Raw genomic sequence first — 20,753 nt, 5'->3', positions numbered from 1 at the left:
CCCCTCGCCCGGCCGCGCCCTCGCCGGGCAGGGCTCACGGACCGCACGCGAACGCACGCGGCAGGATGGGCACATGGCCAAGGACGAGAGCACGGGTTTCATGCTGCCGCGGGGCGCGACAGGGTTCCTTCGGCCGAAGGGCGGTCACCTTCCCGATACCGACCTGCGGGCATTCCGTACCGCGCTGTACACAGTCGCCCGCATCACCGGGGGCAGGGTGGGCGAGGTGGAGGAACAGGCGTACCCCCGCACATTCCACAGTGCGTCGATCCACGACGGCGCGGACGAGACCATCATCCTCTGCCACGCCCATTACCCCTGGGTCGCGTTCGCCAAGGAACGCCGGGACTGGTACGACGAGGAGTTCGCAGCACCGCCCCCTTGGGCCCAGGCCTTTACCCACGAGGGTTTTGTGGTCCTCGACCGCGAACGGCTCACCACACCACTCTCCGGAGTGGACACTTCAGTGCTCACTCAGGGCGAATGGCGCGAGGTTCGCTCCTACGGCATCACCACTCTGGGCGGACTGCTCTTCAACGCATGGGATTGAGGGGGAGCAGGTGGTCACCTCGCCGGACCCGCCCGCGAAGCGCCGGCCGCGTGCGCACCCTGCTCACCGCCTGGCAGGAGAACGACGCCACCGCGAACCACGTTCTGGCGCGTGCCTCAACCGGATGGGCACCGCCGCGTCACCGGCTCTCGCCCGCATCCGCGCGGGACTCGCCCTGCTTCGCCGCAGTGGCCGCGCCGGAAGCCACGAGAACGGCGGGGGTACGCAGCCGCTCCGCGCTCCAGCGCCATGGCCGGCGCGGTACCGGTCGCCCGCAGCGTGTACGCCCGGGCGTCTCGCCCTTCCACTCGGACAGCGTGGCCCTGCCGCATCGGCGCCATACCGACGGTGAGATCCGCGCACGCTGGCCGCCGGTGGTGATCAGCGTGTTGACCGGCGCCAGGGGGTCACCGGCCATCGTCTTGGCCAGCAGGACGGCGGTGGCCAGCGGCAGCAAGGTCGCGGCGAGGGCCGCGCCGGTGTTGGCGACGTGCCGCATGTTCACCCGCCGGGGTGCGTCAGAGATCATGCTGCTCATTCCACCAGCGGCGTGGCCGGGCCACATCGGGCGGCGTACTCAGTGTTCATCCTCCCGTACTCAGGCGCCGAGAACCCATCCGGCCGTCGTCGTCTCACGACCGGTCGGACGTGTCCTGGTCGCCGAAGGCCCGTTCCAGCGCCGTGAGGAGCGGGGTCGACAGCCCCCGTGGCGGCTTCGGCCTCCGGGTGGTCCCTGCGGAAGCCGGACCAGTCGACGTCGGCCGCCGCCGTCCGGAACATGTCGAGGGACGTGCACCGCCGCGGCACCGCAGCCGTCGGCACCGAGCATCGACCAGTCACCGTGCCCGGGAAACGCCGGGTCCTGCCACGTCGACGGGGTGCTGCCGCAGCACTGGCGCCGCTCCATGTCGATCACCCGCATCCGGCTCACCACGTATACGACGCATCGGTTGACATACAGCGCGTACACCTCGTCCCCCACACGGGCGCCCGACCAGGCGGGCAGGGAGGAATGGACGCCACTGAAGGCAACAGGCGGCCGCTCGCCCACGCGATCTGCCTTGCGCAGGGCACGGCACGTGTCATGGGTCCACAAGACGGTGAAAGCATCAGACATGCCGCAACCCTACGAGCGAGGACTGACAGCCCCGGTGGGACCGGCTCCTGGAGGAGCTGGCGGGGTGGCCCCGCCCCACCCGACAGCGACAACGGGGGCCGCCGAAATGCGGGTGCCACCGGCTGAGTCAGATGAGGGTACTGGCGAGCGTGATGGCCGCGGGGTTGCGCCTTCGTGTCCTCGCGCATTGCGCGCAGCTGGTCCTTCACGTCCTGCGAGCCAGGGGTGCAGTTGGTCGCCCAGTGATGATGAGGCAGCCCGGCGGGTGGCTCGCGTCGGTGTAGTCGGCGGCGAGGTGCCGCAGCATGGCGGCGATGGCCGAACAGGCGTCCGGACCCTGCGGCGGAGGGGCTCCGTACGTGTGCACGTACAGCTGGACGGCCTCGTCGAACAGGTGCCGCTTGTCGCCGAAGGCGGCGTACAGGCTCGGTGGGTTGATCCCCCTCGCCTTCGTGAGCGAGGCAACCGACGTCGCATCGGACGTCCGCCACCCGCTGCTCATCGCCGCTCTGTACGGCGACAACCCAGGCGAGACAATCACACGATTGTCCTGCGCCACTGGGCCTCGAGTGTGTGCCATCGAGGTTGAGTGGCGCGGGCCGCGCACCGGAACTCCGTACCTCAGGGCTCACACAGGCGTACGGCGAGGGCGGCGATGTCGTCGTCAAGGCGTCCTCTGCTGTAGCGGAGGAGGTCGCGGTGAAGAGCCGTGAGCAGCTCGCGGGGCGGTGTCGGGGGCTGTCGGCGCATCCAAGCTGCCAGCGGGAAGAACTCGCCGTCGTGGGCGCGGGCCTCGGCGATCCCGTCGGTGTAGAGGAGCAGCAGGTCGCCGGGGGCGAAGTCGAAGGTGTCGACGTTGTAGTGATCGCCGATGAGCTCCGCGAGGCTGAGCAGTGGCGAGGGGGTGGCGGGCTCGAGGACACGGAGTTTCCTGCGGTTCAGGAGCAGCGGCGGGGGGTGTCCGCAGTTGAGGATGTCGATACGTCTGCCCTCGTGCGGGATCTCGACGAGAAGGGCGGTGGCGAAGCGCTCCATCGGCCCCTCGGGAGGAAAGGCGGCGTTGTAACGGGCACTGCTGGCGTCCAGCCTGCGTGCGACGTCGACCATGTCGGTCTCGCCGTAAGCCGCCTCCCGGAAGGCGTTGACGATCGCCGCGGCTGCCCCCACTGCCGGCAGGCCCTTGCCCCGCACGTCACCGATGAGCAGCCTGACCCCGTATGGGGTGTCGACCACCTCGTAGAAATCCCCGCCGATGCGAGCCTCTGCCGCGGCCGCGAGATACAGCGACTCGATCTCGATGATGCCGAAGCGGCGTGGCATAGGGCTCAGCACCACCTGCTGCGCCGCGTCGGCAACGAGCCGTACCTGGAAGAGGGTGCGCTCCCGCTGGAGCCGGACATGGCTTCCGTACGCGGCGGCCACGGTAACCGCGATGATCCCCGCGGCCGTCCACCACGTCCCCAGATCAGGGAAGACGAGGCTGAGGCCGATCATCAGAAAGAGGCAGACCGTCCCGAGCAGGACGGTGGGGAGCACCGGCCACATGGCGGCGGCCAGGGCCGGCGCCGCGGGCAGGAGGCGGCTGAAGGCCATCTCCGGCGGAGTGGTGTATGCCAGGCTGGCGATGACGACGGTCAGGATGACCGGCGACAGCCGCACAAATCTTCCCGGGCCGGGGCGTCGACGGAGCCGCAGCCGTCCAGACGCGATCACACTTCATAGAATATCCAGGTAATGAGGGCATAGCGCTCTGACGCGTCAGAGTCGACCGCCTGCCCGGAGTGGCTCGTCGGCCTGCGACGCCCCCGACGGTGCAACCGCCGCCCTCAAGGCCTTCAACGATCAAGGCGTGGGGAAAGAGCGCGGTGCAACCCGCGTGCCGGAACCGCGGCCCTTCCGGGCGGAGCGGACCGACGACCGTTCATGCCCCCAGCTCGCTACGCCTCCGACCAGCACGAATAATCCTCGATGGCGAGCGAGTGTTCACTCAAAGTCGCCGGCACACCAACAACCGTCGTTGCAGAACAACGCGCCACCACCACTTCCACCAGTGCAGATGCACCAGCAATCGAACACACGATGCAATATCTGGGGTGCAAAGTCCCGCCTTCCCCGACGAACTGGTCACCGCGCCGCGCGCCTGGAGCCGCACCTTCGTGCTCTCGCCGAACCAGCTCAACGAGGACGGACGACAGAGATGCGGCGGCGCCTGCTGGAGCTGTCAGTAGAGGTGTGGTGGCGCCCGCATTGGCGCGAGGCCGGGGCCAGCCACCGGGTGGCCCTGCGCGTTCGGGCGCGTGAGCTGGAGTCCGGGGTGCGGTAGGTGGAGGCGGCGGGCGGTGATCAGCGGTCGGCCGGTGCCGCCTCGGCCGAAATCTCGCTGACGCTGCCTGATGGGCAGACGGTGCGGGTACGGCTCCACGAGCGTCGGGAGGTTCCTGGCTTGTACAGGTGGCGATACCTGGTGAGGGTGCCGGCGGGGACGGCGAGGCGGGAGGGCGTCGAGGCGGCCGAGTACGCCGTCCGGGTGGCCGATCCGCAGCTCACGCCGATCGAGGGGTGGACCTCTCCGCCGTGCCGACTCGCCGTCTGCCCGCGCCGGCACCGGCCCCTGGTTGGGTCGTCGGGCCGGCACCGGAACGTCGCGGGCGGACGATCGTGCACGATGCCACGTGCCGCCACGTCGCCGGCAAAGGAGGAACGGAGCTGAGCGCCTCAGAGGTCCTGGACGCCCTGATGCCAGCTGGTGCACGGGCATGCCATGACTGCGACGCCGCTACCGTCCTCATTCCAGCGGAGGAACTCGGCGAAGGGTACGGATAGCCGCCGGGGCCTGGGGCGCCTCCGTCATGGGGTGTGACCGAGATACGCGCCAAAGGGGCAACGAGATGATCTTGAAGCCCTGAGCGCCCGGCCCCCGTCGCCCATTCGGCTCAGTGTCGTTGGTGGTGATGTTGAGCGTCGTCTGGGGCCTGGTGTGGGTTGTGACATCGATTGAACGAACCGCGTATCCGCGGTTCAAGCGGCTGATCACCGCGCATGAGCTGCATCTGTTCTTCTCGCCGAGCCGCGATGAGCTGGAGTGGGCGGCCGATTCCACGGACTGCGATGAGCATCTGCTGGCGCTGCTGCTGATGCTGAAGTCGTACCGGCGTATGGGGTGTTTCCCGGCGTTGGAGGATGTCCCGGAGATGGTGGTGGGGCTTCGTGCGGCGGGCGGTGGAGCTGCCGGTGTACCGGGCGGAGCGGACCGCCAAGCACCACCGTGGTCTGGTCCGCAAGCAGGCCGGCGTGACGTATGACCAGGCCAAGGCCCGGAGGATCGTTGAGCAGTCGATCCGTAAGGAGGCCGCGGCGAAGAACCGCCCGGCGGATCTGATCAACATCGCGCTGGAGAAGGTGGTAGAGGCCGGGCTGGAGCTGCCAGGGTTCTCGACCTTCGACAAGATGGCCTCGAAGATTCGCACCGAGGTGAACGCCTCGATCTGCGCGGGTATCCACGACCGCATGAGCGCCGCTCAGCGGGCGGGGCTCATGCGGCTGCTGGAGGAGCGCGACAGCGACGGGACGACGCTGTTCAACCGGCTGAAGAAGCCCGCCAAGGACCCGACCTGGTCGCACTTCAAGAACCTGACCAAGCGTCTGGAATGGCTGGACGAGCTCGGCGACACCGACGTGTGGATGGACGGTGTCGCCGCGGGGAAGATCACCGACTTCGCCGGAGAGGCGGCCGCGGCGGACGCCTCGGAGCTGCGGGACTTCGTCCCCGTCAAGCGCATCGCGCTGGTCGCGGCCCTGACGCACAAGGCGCGTATGCGGGTGCGGGACGACCTGGCGACGATGTTCTGCAAGCGCGTGGCGACGAAGATCAAGGAGGCCAAGGCGGAGCTGGAGGAGATCCGGCTCGCCGAGCGGGAAATCGTCGAGGCCCTGATCGGGGACTACCGCACGGTGCTCAAGCACATCGACGAGGGCGGCCCGGCCCAGGAGGCGCTCACGAAGGCCGCTGCGATGACCGCCGAGGCCCGCCAGGCCCTGGCGGGCCTGGACGGGGAGGCGTCGGTGGACGAGGTCGCGACGCGGCTGGAGGGCAGGGTCTCCCCGGCGGTCCTCTCCCTGGTGAAGGCCCAGGTGGTGCAGGCCGGCGGGTTCGGCACGGTCACCCGCGCGGTGGAGGCCTTCGGTGGCTTCGCGAAGCAGTACGAGCAGATCGAGAAGGTCTCCGCTCACCACGGCGACTTCTGGGAAGCGCTGCTGTACGGGCAGATCGGCCGGGACCGGGCGGTGATGTTCGACCTGGCCGACAACGACAAGCTGAAGTTCACCGCGACCAGCGAGGACAGCCGGGTGCTGGAAGCGCTCGCGCACGCCCAGCGTCACCAGGCGGCCCGCGGCGAGTACATCACCGCCTTCAACGAGGAGGGCAAGGAGGTCGACATCTCCTTCGCCACCCAGAACTGGCGCAAGGCCGTCCTCGACAAGACCCGGACCGGGCAGTTCGTGCGTAAGCACTTCGAGGCGATGGTCTTCACCGCGCTCGCCGAGGAACTGCGCACCGGCGACGTCGCGGTGGTCGGCTCGGAGGAGTACGCCGACTGGTCCGAGCAGCTGCTGGCCCGGGAGGTCGTCCAGGAGACGCTGGGGTCCTACCTGGTGGAGGTCGGCCTGTGCGAGCCGGGCGAGAGTGCCGAGTTCGACGCGAAGTTCTTCCGCCGGCAGCTGGAGGACAAGCTGCGCAACGCTGCCGCGGCGGCGGACGCCGGGTACTCGGAGAACGAGGGCCTGGTCATCGATCCGGAGACGGGCATCCCCTCCCTGAAGGCGTTCCGGGCTGACGGTCAGCGGCCCTCGGCGAAGCGGCTGGAGCAGGAGATCAAGGCGAGGATGCCGGAGCGTTCCTTGATGGGGATCGTGGCCCGGACCGCGTACTGGGTGGAGTGGTGGCGCCGTTTCGGCCCGCCATCGGGGAACGAGCCCAAGCTCACCGACCCCTTGGGCCGCTACGTGATCGTCACGTTCGTCAAGGGCACCAACATGGGTCCGTACGAGGCCGCCCGGCACATCCCCGGCGTGAGCGGACACGAGCTGTCGTACGTCGCCAACAAGCACTTCTCGATCGTGCTGCTGTACGAGGCGGTCGCCGACCTGGTGAACGCGCACGCCCGCCTGGACATCTCGCAGGCGAGGGGCGACGGGACCGCGGTGGCGGCGGACGGCACCCGCATGGACACCTATCTCGACGACCTGCTGTCCGAGACGAGCGTCAGGTACGGCAAGCCGGGCGGCATCGCCTACCACCACGTCTCGGACACTCACATCGCGCTGTTCACACTCCCATGCGGCGTGTGGGAGGCCGTCTACATCATCGAGGGCCTGCTGAAGAACACCAGCGAGGTGCAGCCGACCACCGTGCACGCGGATACCCAAGGCCAGAGCTTCCCTGTCTTTGCGCTCGCCCACCTGCTGGGCTTCGACTTGATGCCCAGGATCAGGAACTGGAAGGAACTGACCTTCTACCGGCCCTCAAAGCAGACGGAGTACGTGCACATCGACGCCCTGTTCGGCGAACCGGGTAAGCACGTCATCGACTTCGACCTGATCGAGTCCCAGTTCTGCCACCTGATGCGGGTGGCCGTCTCCGTACGCGAGGGCACGATCTCCTCATCCACGCTGCTCAGGCGGCTGCGCTCCGGGTCACGGAAGAACGCCACCTACGCCGCCTTCCGCGAGGTCGGCCGCGTGATCCGTACTGTCCAGCTGCTGCGCTACCCCTCGGACGCGCCGCTTCGCCGGCGGGTGACGGCGGCGACGAACGAGGTGGAGTCGTTCAACCGGTTCTCCCAGTGGATCGGCTTCGGCAACCGCGGCGTCATCGCCGACAACGACCCCATCGAGCAGGAGAAGGCGATGAAGTTCAACGCGCTGCTCACGAACGCGGTGATCTTCCACAACGTCCTGGACATCGCGGAGATCGTGCGGCAGCTGCTGGAGGAGGGCTGGGAGATCGACCCGGAGGACCTGGCGCACATCTCGCCGTACCTGACCGAACACATCAACCGGTTCGGCGAGTACAGCACCCACGAACTCGGCATCCAGCCCGAGGCGTACGACGCGAAACTCGACGTCGACTTCACCCCACTGCGCGAGCAGGACCTGACCCCCGCCGACCTCGGCCAGGCCGCCTGAACCGTGAGGTGAACTAGCTGGTGTCGCCCTTCACGGGAGCGGGCCGGTATACCCCGGAATCCTGCTGTGAGGGTCAGCCTCCAACACCGTGGCCGAGGCAGGTGATCCGATAGCGCTGCCGTGGGGACGGGGTTTGTGACGGTTCTCGTCAGCCCTCGCCGTATTTCAGAGGGATACCCGCGCTGTTCTGCCAGCGGCAGAACACCGGCCGGACCGGGCTCGACGATCACTACAGTCCAGTCTCATGACGACGATTACGACGCGTACGGTCGAGTATCCGGCCGACGGTTTGACGATGATCGGGCACCTCGCGCTCCCGGCCGGTGTCGACCGCCGGCCCGCGGTGCTGCTCGGACCAGAGGGCATGGGGCTCAGCGACGTCGAGCGCCGCCGGGCCGATGCTCTCGCCGAGCTGGGATATATAGCGCTGGCCTTCGACCTTCATGGCGGGCGCTATTTGGGCGACCCTGAGGAGATGCTGGCCCGTTGCCTGCCGCTGCTCGCTGATCCCGAGCGGATGCGGGGCATCGGCCATGCGGCGCTCGATGTGTTGCGCACCGAACCGCGGACCGACCCCGACCGGATCGCCGCCGTCGGTTATGGCACCGGGGGCGCCGTCGGGCTGGAACTCGGGCGCGACGGCGTCAGCCTGTGCGCGATCGGGACAGTCAACGCACTGACCACGGGTCGACCGGGCGAGGCGGCGCGCATTCGCTGCCCGGTGTGGGCCGGGGTCGGGTCGGAAGACCCGATCATGCCGCCCGCGCAACGGGACGCGTTCACCGCTGAGATGCAGGCCGCGGGCGTCGACTGGCGCCTCGCGGTCTACGGCGGCGCCTTGCACGCCTTCCACCACCCGCCGGTCGGCCACCCCGTGGTCCCCGGCGTCGGCTACCACCCACAACACGCGCAGCGCGCCTGGCGCGACATCGTCGACCTGCTCGCCGAGTGCCTGCCCGTAACGGAAAATCTGGGGGCATGACCCAGGTAAGCACGCTGGCGCCGGGCACTGACAGTCCCCTCCCCTCAAGTCCCCACAGCAGAAGCGCATTCGGGCGGATGCTCGATCGCGGAGACGCGTTCGCACCTGCCGCAGTAAATACCGGTTTTACTGCGGCAGGTCAGGGCGGGCATGGCGATCGAACCAGTGACCGACATCGGGAGTTGGGGCGCGGTGCGGTTGCCGCGCGCCCGCGTCATCCCCCTGTCCGCCCCGCCCGCGTCGTACACCGCGGCGGTCGAGCGGTACCTCACCGGCGCGGGCATCGCGAAGTCCTCCGCGCGGATCTACCGGATCTCGCTGACGACCTGGGGGTGGATGCTCGCCGGCGAACCGGCGCCGACCGGACCCGCCCGCCGAGGCGCGAAGCCGCCCGTCTTCCCCGTCGCCGCGATCGACGACCCGGCGCTGCCGGAGGTGCTGGCCGAACCGGCGGCGGCGCGGGCGGACGTGATGGACGCCGACACCGTCAACCGGGAGCTGTCCATCGCGCGCAAGGCGATCGGCTGGTGGCCCGCGGCCCGCTGTTCCTCACCGACCGCAAGGCCCCGGCCGGAACGCCGACGCTGGACGTGTGCCCGGAGACCGGTCGGGGCCGGCTCTCCTACCGCCGAGCTGAGGAAATCTTCGAGGAGAACACCCGGCTGTTGGCCAACCCCCTCGCCTCACCCGACGACATCGAGGATCTGGACGGCTGGACGCTTCACCGGCTCCGCCACAGTGCCCTGACGCACGACGCGGAGGACGGCACCTCGACCCCGATGCGGCTGGCTCGCTCCCGCCACGCCTCCGTCCGCTCCCTGGAGCGGTACGCCCGCCCCGGCCTCGACGCAGTCGCCCGGCACGTCGGCGAACGCGACCCTGCCGCCCGCCGTCGCAGGTGAGTCCGAGCGCATCAGAGCTTCAAGATCATCTCGTTGCCCCTTTGGCGCGTATCTCGGTCACACCCCGTCATGGTTCACGGCGACGGCACGGGGGTTGGTTCCGTGTACCGTGAAGAAGGGGGTCGTCCTGCAGGCGGTAGCAGCGGGTGTCGTCCAGGACGAGGTTGGCGTAGATCTCGGCGCACCACCTTGCTGCAGTCATCCCACTGGCCGGTGTTCTCGGCTACTCGGCTGCGCAGCAACTCCTCGATCGCGGGGGCCGGGGACGAAAGCCAGCCGTCGTCGATCACGTCGCCGACCCGGCATCCGTCACGTGTTCCAGGCTGCCGAAGAGGATGACGCCCACTTGTCGGCCCTCGCCGCACTGAGTCCGCATGTGGCAGAGCACGGCATCGTTCGAGGCGTATGTTCCGACGAACGTTGCGCAGGCGGTTCTGGGTGCGGGCGCCCTGGCCTAGCTGGAACTGCACCATGGGCAGACGGAGCGTGAACGACCACTGCCGGCACGCTCCAAGGCTGGGCCGGCCTCCTCGGCCGCGGCTCGCACCATCCGGTCGGACCAGTACCGGTATCGGCCGACGTCATCCCTTCACCGGCCGAACCGCTTGGGCAGGTCACACCCCTGCACCCCGGTCCGCGCCCGGCGCAGCATCCCGTTGATCACCTGCCGGTCATGCCGCCACCGGCCACAACGCCCGTTACTGGCCACAAGGAACGAACGCAGCCGTTCCCACTCGGCATCCGTCAGATCACCCCGCCCCACGCCAACATCGACGACCCGGCAAGCGGTAGTCACATGATCGGTCGGACAGGTCCTAGGCTGTCCGCACGGACCGGCGTCAAGGAGTAGAGCAGTGCGGATAGAGCGTCATCAGGTAGGCGAGGCAGTCGTATCGGCGGCGCGCGAGGACTTCGCGAACCGGATCGGGGGACAGGTCCGGTCCATGTCGAAGGCCGGCCGGATGGCCACCTACGAATGGCAGTCGATCGCCGACGAGTTCCTCGATTACCTGGGTGCCCTCTCCGTCGAGACGCCGAGCCTCGACACCCCGGAGGCCAAGGCAGCTCTCAAGGACGCGGCCGAGGCTGCGGCTGGCGCCGTCTCCTTTGCAGCGTACTACCCGCACTGCACCTTCCAGGTCTTCCTCGACTACGTGAACTTCGGCATCAGCTACGACCCGAGCGACGAGGCCGACGCCGGGGAAAGCGTCACCCCTGGCGAGTGGATCGACGCGTTCTGCCTCACGATCCTCAGGGACAAGGCCAAGTGGCACGGTGAGGCCTTCCACTTCGCTCGTGAGAAGTTCGCTGGGGAGGCACAGGGAAGCCCGGCCGGCGAGCTCGTCACGGGCTTCACGGCTCAGGTTCTCGACGACACCGGAAACGACGAGGACTATCCGCCGAGCGCGCAGGCGAAGCTCGCCGCCATCGACGCCGCGCTGGCCCGGATCCGCAGCCGGGCCGAGGAGACCGGCGAAGGCCTCCTCGACCGGCCGGAGAGCGTGGCGCTGAGGGCCCTGCGTGCCATGGCCGCCGAGGACCGGGAGGCCTTCGACTCCGGTCTGGCCGGCCTCCTGCTCGCACACACCACCGTTCACGGCCCCACTGCCTCGCCAAGCAGTCTCCTCCCTCTCCTGCCGCTCGGCCTGGCCGCGCTCGCGTACCGGACCCTGGGCTGGGTGCCGGCCCTCCACACCGACTACCTCCCGCACGCCCTGGTCACCGGTTTCGAGGCCCGTGGCCCAAGGGTCGGGAGTTTTGGCCGCGACCGGCGCCCGGACGCGGTCGCCGCGCTGGCCGCAGGTCCGCTGGTGGTGGAGCGGCCGGCATGCGACCGGACGGTCAACGCGGAGAGCGAGACCCTGTTCGACCAGTACACCCAGGAGGCCTTCACCGCGGAGGAAGGAAAACCCCTCGCCGTATGGCGGCTCGGGAGCGCCATGCACTATCAGGAGATCCTCTTCAAATGGCGCGCTGGGGACTCCGCCGATGTCACGGACGCCCAGCTCGCGAACCTGCGGCTGGCCTCCCAGCTGGGGGCGGCCCTGTTCCGCATCGCCCTGGCGGAGCCGGGCACCGAGGCCGAGGTGACCGTTGACGGCCAGAACCTGCGCTACCCGGCTGCGCGGGGAGAGGAGGCGAGCGCCGGCAACTGGGAGAACGCCACTGCCTTCGCCCTGATCACCGGCGTTCGCAAGGACCTCGCTCCCCTGGTCCTCGCGGGCCCTACGGTTGCGGGCAAGGACGGCTCCGCCTTCGCCGCGTTCCGGGAGGCCCTTCACGCCTACCTGAGGGGGGCGGATCCCGAGCCGGCGGCGGAGCGGGCACTGCGGGAAGTCGAGAAGGCCAAGGAGTGGGGCTTTTTCCCGCCACCGGCCGTACTGCTGTCGCAGCTCGTGGAGGGCGACGAGGAGAGCTTCAACCTGGCTTTGGCCGATGCCCTCGAAGCCCACCGCGATCACTACCAGGTCGCCGACCGCGCCGACGATCCCGACGCCACGATCGACCTCAACGTCCTCGCACTGGCCTGCCACGCCCGCCGCCGGGGCTGGGACATCCGGGTCGAGTCCCCCTACCTGCCTCAGCGGCTCCTCAAGGCCGCCGAACCGGTCTAGGCCCTCGGCCGTACGTCCGGCCGGGCAACGGACTCCCCCACCCTGTCCATAACTTCGCCTCGAACGCCAGCCCGCCAGGCAGCACGCCTGGGCGAGCATCGCTCCCCGCTGGAGGCTTCAGCACCACTCCGTGCCCCGGTCCAGGCCAGCCGAGGTAGTTCTCGGATGCGCCGGCTTCTGCAGCGTCCAGTACTCGCCGGAGCCCGACGGCAGTGGCGGGAAGTGGTATCCCTTCACGTCCGTGCTCCAGTAGCGTTCGCCGCCGTAGTCGCACGCGTAGATCCCACTGGCGAGCACGGTCTCAGGGGGATGCCACGACGTCTCTACGACGACGCTCCGCACGGCGCGACGCGGGCGGCACGCCTACGGCGATAGTCCGGGCGGTCGCGCGGCCGCCCGCGAACCGCACGCCGTGCGGCGTCGTCGCCAGGGGGATGCGCATCGACGAACAGCACGTCGCAGAACGCGGGCTGGTGGTTCTGGACGCCACTGCGGGCGTCGAAGAGACATTCCGATGATGGACGGCCTCCGGCAGCGGGTGGGCCACCTCCGGCATCACCCTGGTGTGGCGCACCCCAAGCGGTGCCGAGGTGAGGGCACGGGTGTACGCGGACACCCGACGCTCCGGCACCACTGACTAGGTTGTGTCTCAAAGTCAGCTTCCCTACTGCATGGCCAACAGCCTTGCCCGGCTGCCCGAACAGGGTCGGCCCTGAAATCATTCGCCTGTGCTCGCCTCGTCCGGTACGGTCGCAGGATTGTTTTTCACTGCTGGGAGCCCATGAGGTTCGTGTGTGGCCTCCCCGGCAGTTCCCAGGCTGAGAGCAGGTTTCGTTATGGCATGTCGTATCAGTGAACTCGTGCTCGGTTGCCGCGACCCTGAGCTGCTGGCGCGGTTCTGGTGTGAGGTCCTGGACTTCGTCGTGCTCGATCGCGAGGACGACGGCACGCTGGAGATCGGACCGCGCGAAGGGTTCGGCGGTCCGCAGCCAACGATCATCCTCAGTTACAGGGATGAGCCGGAGAAGGGGAAATCCCGGCTGCACATCGACGTCAACGCCACCGACCGCGATCAGGACGCCGAGCTCGAACGCCTTCTGAAGCTTGGTGCGCGCCCGGCTGACATCGGCCAGACAGGGGAGGAGCAGTGGCATGTCCTGACCGACCCCGAAGGCAATGAGTTCTGCCTGCTCAAGGCCCGCCTCAACCCGCTCTGATGCTCATCGGTCACGCCTCGGCAACAGGTACCCGGCAGCTCATCGACGGGATCGGGTGTCATGGCGCGGCTCCTTGTGCAGCGAGCGCAGCTGGTTGCCCACCGTGGCTGACCTGAGCAACGGACGGGGTGGCGCGTAGCAGGCAACCGGTCAGGCCGGGGGTTGGCCGGTACGCCAGGAGGCGTCCGTCCGGAGGCGGGCCAGGTGCTGGTGGACGGGCTGGTGGGCTTCTGGGCGGCGGCGCGACGTCCCTGTGCCGGGCGCCGGCAGTCAGCCGCGCCGGGGGCCCGGGCCCCGGCCGATGGAACCCAAGCCTTCGCAGAGAGCACGGTCCGACCCCGTGCTCGAAGCGCTTCGGCAACCGCCGCTTCTAGAGTGATCCGTATGCCGATACCCGTACATGCCCTCGCTCACCGGCCGTTGACCGCCGCGGCCGTCGCCGAGCTCATCGCCCTGCCGACCGCACCACGGATCCCCGATGACAGTGACGCGATCGATGCCGAGTTGCAGCAACGCGGATGGAGCTGGGAGCACGAACTGGTCTGTGACTCCTTCCGCACGGGGTACGGACACGTGCTGTGCAGTGACGGCCGCAGCTCGTTCGGCCACCCTGACGCCCGGCACTTCCTGGTCTTCGGCGAGTTGTACCCCGTCGACCCGCTCGACGAGGACATGGCAAATGGACCATGGCTGTACGGCCTCATGGACGACTGGCAGCAGCAGCCCGGGTGGAGTGGTCGCAGACCATGCACCGACCACGACTGCGAGGCTGTGCTCGCTCAAGCAGCACAGGCAGTGACCGAACACCTCGGCACCACCCCCGAGCGGACGATTCTGTCGTCCACCGCCCTGGTCACCGGGCCCGCGCTGACGCACCGTGTCTGGCGCACCCCCACCCACGCCCTAGTACTCGGACCCGCAGCCGACAACGGCCCCTACGGCTACCTCACCCACCTGCAGCTGTCCTACACCCCGCTCGCCTGCGGCCCTGACCTGCCCCCGGAGGACAACGAAGACGGACTGGCCACCTGGATCACCGCGCACGTCGACTGGTGACCCCGGCGTTCACATCACCGCTGCGGCGGCCCGCAGCACGCTCCTGCCAGGCAGGGTCCGGAACCCGTACGCGTCCTGCGGGGTGCCCAGCGCTGCGGGCGGGTCATTCGTGCGGGCCAGCGGCGCGGCCGGACGGGCACGGCCGGTGAGGAGCCAGACCGGGCATACAGCGGGTCAGCGCCGGGGGGACGGCCACGTCGCCGCGGGTTACCGGAAGGCGACCGCCTCCAGCAGCCACGAGACCGCGACCCCGGCGTGAGTGCCGGCCGCGCGGCCGGGACAGGACGACGTACTCGCTCAGTTGTGGGGCGGATGTAGACGGGCGTGCCACGGCAGTCCAAGCCTTGATCAGACCGGCTGCCCGGCAACGCCCCCTTCAGCCTCTGCGTCCGTGGCGCCGCCTCGGTCGCCCGCATGGTCGGCGGCGTGCGTGGTTCCTCCCGCTCATCGTCGCAGCGGGAGGAACCAAGCGCGGCACGGAGGGCCGCTCCGCTGCCGGTGTGGATCACCTGTAGGTCGGGGCCAGGTGGCACAGGGCGGCATCGGCTTCCGCGGCCGCCAGTGAGGCGGTCGCCGCGCGTGTCAGTACGTGGCCGAGCCGTTCGTGGCTGTTGTGCGGGTATCGGGTGGTGCGGCCCGGTTGGGCCTTGCTGTGGTAGGAGACCACCGAGGGGAAGTTGGCCATGACGGTGAGGTCGGGGGCTTGTGCGACCACGCCGTCGCGGCCGGCGAGGAAGCGGATGGCGGCTCCCTCGGACCGGGTGGGGGTCAGGTCGGGAGTACCACCGCTGTGGGCGACGATGGACTGCTCCAAGAGCGGGATGCCCAGGGCCTGTTCGACGAGATCCGGAATGAAGTCGCCGCCGGTCCGTGCGTTGATCTCGATCAGAACAGGGCCGCGTGGAGTCAGCTTCACCTCCGTGTGCGCGGGTCCGAAGTCGAAGCCGATGGCATCGAGCGCTGCCAGGGCGAGGTCTGCGGCCTGCTGGGCGTGGGGGACGGTGGAGGGGAAGGTGTGGCCGAGTTCGACGAAGTGCGGAGTGGTGCCGAGGAGCTTGTCCGTCACACCGAGAACGGTCGTCCTTCCGGCGAAGGTGAAGGTCTCCACGCTGACCTCGTGGCCGAAGACGCACTCCTCGGCCAGGGCGCCGGGAATGCGAGGTTGTCCCTTGGAGTTCACGGGGCTCTGCGCGATCTCCGTGATCCCCTGGGCAAGTTGCTCGATGGTGTGGCAGATGCGTACCCCGATGCTCGCCGACTCGTCGATCGGCTTGACGACGCAGGGGAGAGGGATCTCCTCGAGGAGGGAGTCGATCTCGTCGGTGGAGCGGACGAAGCGGAATCCAGGTACTGCCACGCCGTGTTCGGCGCAGGCCGTCCTGGTCCGGAGCTTGTCGCGCGCACGGGCGGCGGCGTCGGGGGCGATGCCGGGCAGGCCGAGTCGGTGGGCGACGGCCGCGGCCGTCGGCACGTAGTACTCCATCACCGTCATCACGCCGCACAGCCCGGCGTCCTGGGACGAGCCGCCCGGTCCCAGGGCGGTGAGCAGTGTCTTCGCGATGGTCTCGGGGTCCTGGGTGTCGCAGACGAGGATCTGCTCGGAGGTTTCGCGGATGGCGCGGGCGGTCTCCGGTTCGGCGTCGTAGCGGGCCGGGTCGGAGGTGACGAAGACGGGGCTCAGACCCATGTCCACGGCGTGGCGCAGGGCGCGCATTCCGGTGCCGGTGAGGTTGCTCTCCAGGAAGGCGAGGCGGCGCGCACGGCGGGAGGCGGTGGTCATCGGGTCACCGTCCGGCCGGTGACGGGAGCTTTGGGGAGCGTGATCAGGTACGAGTCGCGGGTGCGGTCCACGGTGCGGTCCAGGGGGTCGCGGCCGAGCAGCCGGAGTACCAGGGCTGCCGGGGCGAGGAGCAGTACGTAGGTCATGGTCAGCAGAACGTTTCGCACGGGGGTCTCTCGGGTGAGTGAGGGGCACGGACAGAAAGGTGCGGTGCGGTGTGTCAGTCGAGCGGGATGGCTTCCCGCCAGTCGGCCTCTTCGCTCCAGGCGGGCTGGTCCTGCTTGAGCAGCAGGTGGTCGCCGAGGACCAGGACATCCATGCCGGTGCGCATGAAGCAGGTGTAGGCCTCTTCCGGAGTGTTGACGATGGGCTCGCCGCGGACGTTGAAGGAGGTGTTGATCAGCACCGGGCAGCCGGTCCGTTCCTTGAAGGCGGTCAGCAGCCGGTGGTACGGGGCATTGCTGTGCGGGCTGACGGTCTGGACGCGGGCGGAGCCGTCCACGTGGGTGACCGCGGGGATGGTGGAGCGGGTGACCTTCAGGAGGTCCAGGCCGGTGGCGTCGGTGGCCCGCTCCGGCTGGACACGCTGGGCCTCGGCGACCGGGGCGACGACCAGCATGTAGGGGCTTTCCTGGTCGAGTTCGAAGTAGTCCTTGACGTCCTCGCACAGCACCGAGGGGGCGAAGGGCCGGAACGACTCCCGGAACTTGATCTTGAGGTTCATGGTGGACTGCATCCTGGGATCACGGGCGTCACCGATGATCGACCGGGAACCGAGCGCCCGGGGACCGAACTCCATGCGTCCCTGGAACCAGCCGACGACGGCGCCGTCCGCGAGGTGTCCGGCCACAGTGGAAGCGACCCGGCCGGTGTCCAGCCGGGTGTAGGAGGCGCCCAGTCGGTCCAGGGTCCGGCCGATCTCCTCGCCGGTGTAGGCGGGACCGAGGAGTGATCCGGACATGGCGTCGTGTCCGCCGGACAGGTGGTCCCGGCCGGCACCGCGCTCGATCGCCACCGCCGTGGCGGCGCCGAGAGCCCCGCCCGCATCGCCGGCCGCGGGCTGGATCCACACCTCGTCGAAGAGGCCTTCGCGCACCACCTTGCCGTTGGCGACGCAGTTGAGTGCGACGCCGCCGGCCAGGCACAGGTGTTTCTCCCCGGTGAGGCGGCGGGCGGTGCGGGCCAGCCGGAGCACCACCTCCTCGGTCACCGCCTGCACCGAGGCGGCGAGGTCGAACTCACGCTCGGTGAGGTCCGCTTCGGGCAGGCGGCGCGGCCCGCCGAAGAGCTTCTCGAAGGCCGTGCCGGTCATCACCTGTCCGTAGAGGAACTCGAAGTACCGGGTGTCCAGCCGGAAGGAGCCGTCCTCCTTCACGTCGATGAGGTGTTCCCTGATCAGGTCGGCGTATCGCGGCGTGCCGTAAGGGGCGAGGCCCATGAGCTTGTACTCGCCCGAGTCGACCTTGAAGCCGCAGAAATAGGTGAAGGCGGAGTAGAGCAGCCCGAGCGAGTGCGGGAATCTGATCTCGGCGACAGGCCGCAGCGCGGTACCGGTGCCGTGCCACAGGGTGGTGGTGGCCCATTCACCGACGCTGTCGACACAGAGCACGGCCGCGTTCTCGTACGGGCTGGGAAAGAAGGCGGAGGCCGCGTGCGACTCGTGGTGGCGGCGTGCGCCGACCTCTGGGACACGCCCCAGCCCGAGCGCGTTCAGCTCGGTACGGACACGGCGGGTGGCGGTGCGCTTCCAGGAGCGCCACTCGGGCAGCGTACGGCGGAAGATCGCGAGGCCCTGCGGGGCCGTCGCGCGGTACGTGGCCCGCACTCGCTGGTATTTGAGCTCCGGATCCTCGTAGTAGGCGACGGCGGAGACGTCGTCGAGAGTGGCGCCGGCTTCCCGCAGGCAGTAGCGGACGGCGTTGCCGGGGAAGGAGGGGTCGTGGCGGACACGGGTGAACCGCTCTTCCTGAGCGGCGGCGAGTGGGGCTCCGTCCGCGATCAGGGCGGCCGCGCTGTCGTGGTAGAAGGCGGATATCCCCAGTACGAGATCGGGCATGTCGGTGCTCACTTTCACAACGGACGGCTTGCGGACTCGGCGCGGCGCTGGGCTCGCCTGGCGGACCACCCGGCGGGCGGGTTCAGCGCCCGGTAACCGGTGCGGACGCGTGCCCACACCTCCTCGCGGGCACGGGTGCCGGAGGGCGGTGCGATCGTCGACATGTAGCTGTCGATGGCGTCGGCCGCCCAGGCGGAATGGCCGGTGGCCACGTTGTCGATGGTGTTGTGGATGTCCACGAAGCGGGTGCTGAACCCGTGCGCACGCAGGGCGAGCCGGGCGCGGCGATAGCTGCCTCCGACGCCGGAGAGTTCCATGGCGAGATTGAGTCCCAGGATCTCGGGCTGGAAGGTCTTCGGGAAGCGGCCGATGCAGAGCCAGAAGACGGGAAGTTCGAAGGAACGGTCCTCGAAGCCCGGCCATCGGGCGAAGTCGACGGTCCCGGTGGGCGGGAGCTCGATACCCATGCTCTCCACCAACTGGCGGTAGATCAGGGCGTGGTTGAGGTCGGCTCGGCCGTTTCCGAGCTCGTCCCAGTACGTCTCGAAGAGGGAGAAGCCGATGTCCGACGAGGCCAGGCCGTAGTCGGTGAATCCTTGCAGCCAGGCTCCGTCGATCATGGTCAGGGGTGCCAGTTGTACGGTCGACTCGATGAGCTCCTCCCGGGTCGGCAGCTCGGCCTTCGCGATGCTCTCGAATTCTTCCGCGTGCCGGTCGTGCTGGTCGGCGAGCCAGGGACGTAACCCTTCGGCGGGCCACTGGCCGGGAAGCGGAACACCGTCCTGGTCCATGCGGTGGGCGGCCCGGCCGAGCCAGCCGTGTACGTACCTCCTGGCGTAGGCGGTCAGCGCCGGGGTCTGGGTCCGTCGCTGCAGACGGGCGTAGGCTTCCCGCAGGTCGGTCGGTGGGAGATCGTTTTCTGCCGACTCGCCGTCCTCGCCCTGGCCGAGGGGGAAGCCGGCGCCGGTGACACCGGTCACGGCCGCGGGTGCCGTACTCCCCCGGCCCGGAACAGTGGTGGCGTGGGCGCCGTCCGGCAAGGCCGTGCCGTCCTTGTCCACCGGGGTGTGACCGGTGGTGTCGGGCAGGGAGCGTATCCAGTTGCCCAGAATCTCCAGGTCGGTCTCGGTGAAGACCCGGAACATGGGCCCGCGCTCGCCGACCAGCCCGTTGAGCAAGGGGCTGCGCTCGGGTTTTCCGGGCCGGATGAGCGGGCTCGTGGCCAGAGCGTCGAGCAGGGGCCGCGGGGCGTGGACGGCCTCACGCAACCACGCGGAGAGCGGGCGCCCGGCGAGCTCGTGATCGTGGTGGTAGACCGAGCCCTCCCGGGCTCTCGCGCGGAGCATCTCCGCGGCCCGGTGGGCGGGGTCGAGTACGGCGGTCAGCCGGCCCAGCAGGCCCTCGCTCCACGACCGCAGCACGGCGAGCGCCCAGCGGAAGCCGTCCTCGACCCGGGTCGGGTCGCCGGACCCGCCGTCCAGTGTCTCCAGTGCCCGCTCGGCCGCGGTCAGCCCTCCTGGCACATCGGCGTGCGCCCGGGGCCGGCCGGGGTCCACGTCGGAGGTTTCGACGGCGGCGTCCGCCAGGTCGACCAGTTCCAGTGCAGGCAGCAGCCCGGCCTCGCGCAGGCACAGGTCAGCGCCGAGGATCTCGGCGTGGAACTCGTCGGGTCGGCGACCCATCAACAACAGCAGGGCCGGCAGCGTGAAGGCGTCCTCCCCGATCCGGAGGTCGAGTGCGAGACGGGCGGCGGGGTGGGCGTGCTCCGCGACGCGCAGGGCACGCAGCAGCTGGGCGAAGGCCGCTCCTCGGGAATCGTTCGGACGGCCCACGCCCACGTCCGAGGCGTACAACGTGAGCGCCGCGAGCGCAGCCGGGGCGTCCGCGGTGGCCATGCTGCTCAGCCACTGCAGCCAGGCTCCGGACATCAGCCCGAGCGGTGCGCAGTCGAGTGCGGCCCCCTGCGCGAGAAGCAGCCGTTCGGAGTCGTCACGGGCGCTTGCGGCGAGGGCCTGGAAGCGCGTGCGCTCGGCCGCCGCCCAGTCGCGGGCCGCCTCCCGCAGCCGGCCGATGGTGAGAGACGTGAGATCCTCTGCGGCTGAGGATGTCGCGGACATGTGGGTACGGACGCGGTCGGCCGTCGGCTGTTCGGCGGCCGGGCATTCCGGCTCGGTCAGCAGGGCGTAGGCCGAGCGCGGCGTCAGGGGCGGTGGATTGGTCACCACGGCGGGATTCATAGGGGTACGCACCGCTCAGAACATCGGGTAGATGGTTGCGTCCTGGCCCTTCCGC

17 protein-coding genes and 1 pseudogene are annotated in these 20,753 nt (G+C 69.4%); 9 read left to right on the top strand and 9 right to left on the bottom strand.

What is annotated here, in order from left to right:
- Nucleotides 1-73: 73 nt before the first annotated feature.
- Nucleotides 74-550: a hypothetical protein gene (locus BKD26_RS26155; protein WP_084902772.1), complete on the top strand. Its 477-nt coding sequence runs from the start codon at nt 74-76 to the stop codon at nt 548-550.
- A gap of 139 nt (nt 551-689) precedes the next feature.
- Here the strand turns inward: BKD26_RS26155 and BKD26_RS40515 are convergent, their stop codons facing one another.
- The 3 genes from BKD26_RS40515 to BKD26_RS26135 form a co-directional block, all read right to left on the bottom strand.
- Nucleotides 690-1,079 (bottom strand): hypothetical protein, encoded by a 390-nt coding sequence (locus tag BKD26_RS40515; protein WP_179166704.1) that lies wholly within the window; start codon nt 1,077-1,079, stop codon nt 690-692.
- A 793-nt stretch (nt 1,080-1,872) separates the two neighbouring features.
- Nucleotides 1,873-2,169: a TetR/AcrR family transcriptional regulator gene (locus BKD26_RS26140; protein WP_241518842.1), complete on the bottom strand. Its 297-nt coding sequence runs from the start codon at nt 2,167-2,169 to the stop codon at nt 1,873-1,875.
- 119 nt (nt 2,170-2,288) lie between these two features.
- A complete protein-coding gene (locus tag BKD26_RS26135) occupies nt 2,289-3,326 on the bottom strand; it encodes a PP2C family protein-serine/threonine phosphatase (protein ID WP_241518841.1) in 1,038 nt (345 codons plus the stop codon).
- Between the two features lie 1,277 nt (nt 3,327-4,603).
- Here BKD26_RS26135 and BKD26_RS42120 point away from each other — a divergent pair.
- From BKD26_RS42120 to BKD26_RS26115, 3 genes are all read left to right on the top strand, one after another.
- Nucleotides 4,604-4,969, top strand: a complete 366-nt coding sequence (locus tag BKD26_RS42120) for a DUF4158 domain-containing protein (protein ID WP_107418002.1) — start codon at nt 4,604-4,606, stop codon at nt 4,967-4,969.
- Nucleotides 4,959-7,853, top strand: coding sequence for a Tn3 family transposase (locus BKD26_RS26120; protein ID WP_277622417.1), 2,895 nt, complete (start codon nt 4,959-4,961; stop codon nt 7,851-7,853). The genes BKD26_RS42120 and BKD26_RS26120 overlap by 11 nt, the downstream gene beginning before the upstream one ends.
- A 244-nt stretch (nt 7,854-8,097) precedes the next feature.
- Entirely contained in the window at nt 8,098-8,835 is a 738-nt protein-coding gene (locus BKD26_RS26115) for a dienelactone hydrolase family protein (RefSeq protein WP_084902754.1), read from the top strand.
- A 305-nt stretch (nt 8,836-9,140) separates the two neighbouring features.
- Here the strand turns inward: BKD26_RS26115 and BKD26_RS41575 are convergent, their stop codons facing one another.
- Nucleotides 9,141-9,341, bottom strand: a complete 201-nt coding sequence (locus tag BKD26_RS41575) for a hypothetical protein (RefSeq protein ID WP_241518840.1) — start codon at nt 9,339-9,341, stop codon at nt 9,141-9,143.
- Between the two features lie 21 nt (nt 9,342-9,362).
- Here BKD26_RS41575 and BKD26_RS41570 point away from each other — a divergent pair, with 21 nt between their 5' ends.
- Nucleotides 9,363-9,737, top strand: coding sequence for a site-specific integrase (locus tag BKD26_RS41570; RefSeq protein WP_241518839.1), 375 nt, complete (start codon nt 9,363-9,365; stop codon nt 9,735-9,737).
- 854 nt (nt 9,738-10,591) lie between these two features.
- The gene (locus BKD26_RS26100) at nt 10,592-12,352 is read left to right on the top strand and encodes an immunity 49 family protein (RefSeq protein ID WP_241518838.1); all 1,761 of its coding nucleotides are present in this window, start codon (nt 10,592-10,594) and stop codon (nt 12,350-12,352) included.
- A gap of 117 nt (nt 12,353-12,469) precedes the next feature.
- Here the strand turns inward: BKD26_RS26100 and BKD26_RS26095 are convergent, their stop codons facing one another.
- Nucleotides 12,470-12,649: a hypothetical protein gene (locus tag BKD26_RS26095; RefSeq protein ID WP_241518837.1), complete on the bottom strand. Its 180-nt coding sequence runs from the start codon at nt 12,647-12,649 to the stop codon at nt 12,470-12,472.
- Between the two features lie 245 nt (nt 12,650-12,894).
- On the opposite strand from BKD26_RS26095, the pseudogene BKD26_RS42115 reads away from it, so the two are divergent.
- The 3 genes and pseudogenes from BKD26_RS42115 to BKD26_RS41565 all read left to right on the top strand — a co-directional run.
- Nucleotides 12,895-12,993: pseudogene (locus BKD26_RS42115) on the top strand (hypothetical protein); the annotation flags it as partial.
- Between the two features lie 195 nt (nt 12,994-13,188).
- Nucleotides 13,189-13,569: a VOC family protein gene (locus BKD26_RS26090; RefSeq protein WP_084902742.1), complete on the top strand. Its 381-nt coding sequence runs from the start codon at nt 13,189-13,191 to the stop codon at nt 13,567-13,569.
- Nucleotides 13,570-13,953: 384 nt separating this feature from the next.
- Nucleotides 13,954-14,625 carry a hypothetical protein gene (locus BKD26_RS41565; protein WP_241518836.1) on the top strand — a complete coding sequence of 224 codons (672 nt, stop codon included), beginning with the start codon at nt 13,954-13,956 and terminating at the stop codon, nt 14,623-14,625.
- A gap of 505 nt (nt 14,626-15,130) precedes the next feature.
- Here BKD26_RS41565 and BKD26_RS26080 read toward each other — a convergent pair.
- From BKD26_RS26080 to BKD26_RS26070, 4 genes are read right to left on the bottom strand one after another with little or no spacing between them, the layout of a single operon-like run.
- Nucleotides 15,131-16,405 (bottom strand): ATP-grasp domain-containing protein, encoded by a 1,275-nt coding sequence (locus BKD26_RS26080; protein WP_179166700.1) that lies wholly within the window; start codon nt 16,403-16,405, stop codon nt 15,131-15,133.
- Entirely contained in the window at nt 16,402-16,572 is a 171-nt protein-coding gene (locus BKD26_RS40510; RefSeq protein WP_179166699.1) for a hypothetical protein, read from the bottom strand. Before BKD26_RS40510 ends, BKD26_RS26080 begins: the two co-directional genes overlap by 4 nt.
- Nucleotides 16,573-16,625: 53 nt before the next feature.
- Nucleotides 16,626-18,461, bottom strand: coding sequence for a carbamoyltransferase (locus tag BKD26_RS26075; RefSeq protein WP_084902735.1), 1,836 nt, complete (start codon nt 18,459-18,461; stop codon nt 16,626-16,628).
- Between the two features lie 14 nt (nt 18,462-18,475).
- Nucleotides 18,476-20,686 carry an iron-containing redox enzyme family protein gene (locus tag BKD26_RS26070; RefSeq protein ID WP_206603716.1) on the bottom strand — a complete coding sequence of 737 codons (2,211 nt, stop codon included), beginning with the start codon at nt 20,684-20,686 and terminating at the stop codon, nt 18,476-18,478.
- Between the last annotated feature and the right edge of the window lie 67 nt (nt 20,687-20,753).

It is taken from the genome of Streptomyces sp. CB03238, assembly GCF_002099185.1.
In the GTDB taxonomy this organism is placed as follows: domain Bacteria; phylum Actinomycetota; class Actinomycetes; order Streptomycetales; family Streptomycetaceae; genus Streptomyces.
Note: the sequence above shows the minus strand (reverse complement) of the source record. Positions and strands in the feature narration are given on the sequence as shown.

Coding starts and splice junctions, on each gene's coding strand:
- BKD26_RS40515 (WP_179166704.1), bottom strand. CDS start 1,079: ATGATCTCTGACGCACCCCGGCGGGTGAACATGCGGCACGTCGCCAAC.
- BKD26_RS26140 (WP_241518842.1), bottom strand. CDS start 2,169: ATGAGCAGCGGGTGGCGGACGTCCGATGCGACGTCGGTTGCCTCGCTC.
- BKD26_RS26155 (WP_084902772.1), top strand. CDS start 74: ATGGCCAAGGACGAGAGCACGGGTTTCATGCTGCCGCGGGGCGCGACA.
- BKD26_RS26075 (WP_084902735.1), bottom strand. CDS start 18,461: ATGCCCGATCTCGTACTGGGGATATCCGCCTTCTACCACGACAGCGCG.
- BKD26_RS26090 (WP_084902742.1), top strand. CDS start 13,189: ATGGCATGTCGTATCAGTGAACTCGTGCTCGGTTGCCGCGACCCTGAG.
- BKD26_RS26115 (WP_084902754.1), top strand. CDS start 8,098: ATGACGACGATTACGACGCGTACGGTCGAGTATCCGGCCGACGGTTTG.
- BKD26_RS41565 (WP_241518836.1), top strand. CDS start 13,954: ATGCCGATACCCGTACATGCCCTCGCTCACCGGCCGTTGACCGCCGCG.
- BKD26_RS41575 (WP_241518840.1), bottom strand. CDS start 9,341: ATGGACAGCTCCCGGTTGACGGTGTCGGCGTCCATCACGTCCGCCCGC.
- BKD26_RS26080 (WP_179166700.1), bottom strand. CDS start 16,405: ATGACCACCGCCTCCCGCCGTGCGCGCCGCCTCGCCTTCCTGGAGAGC.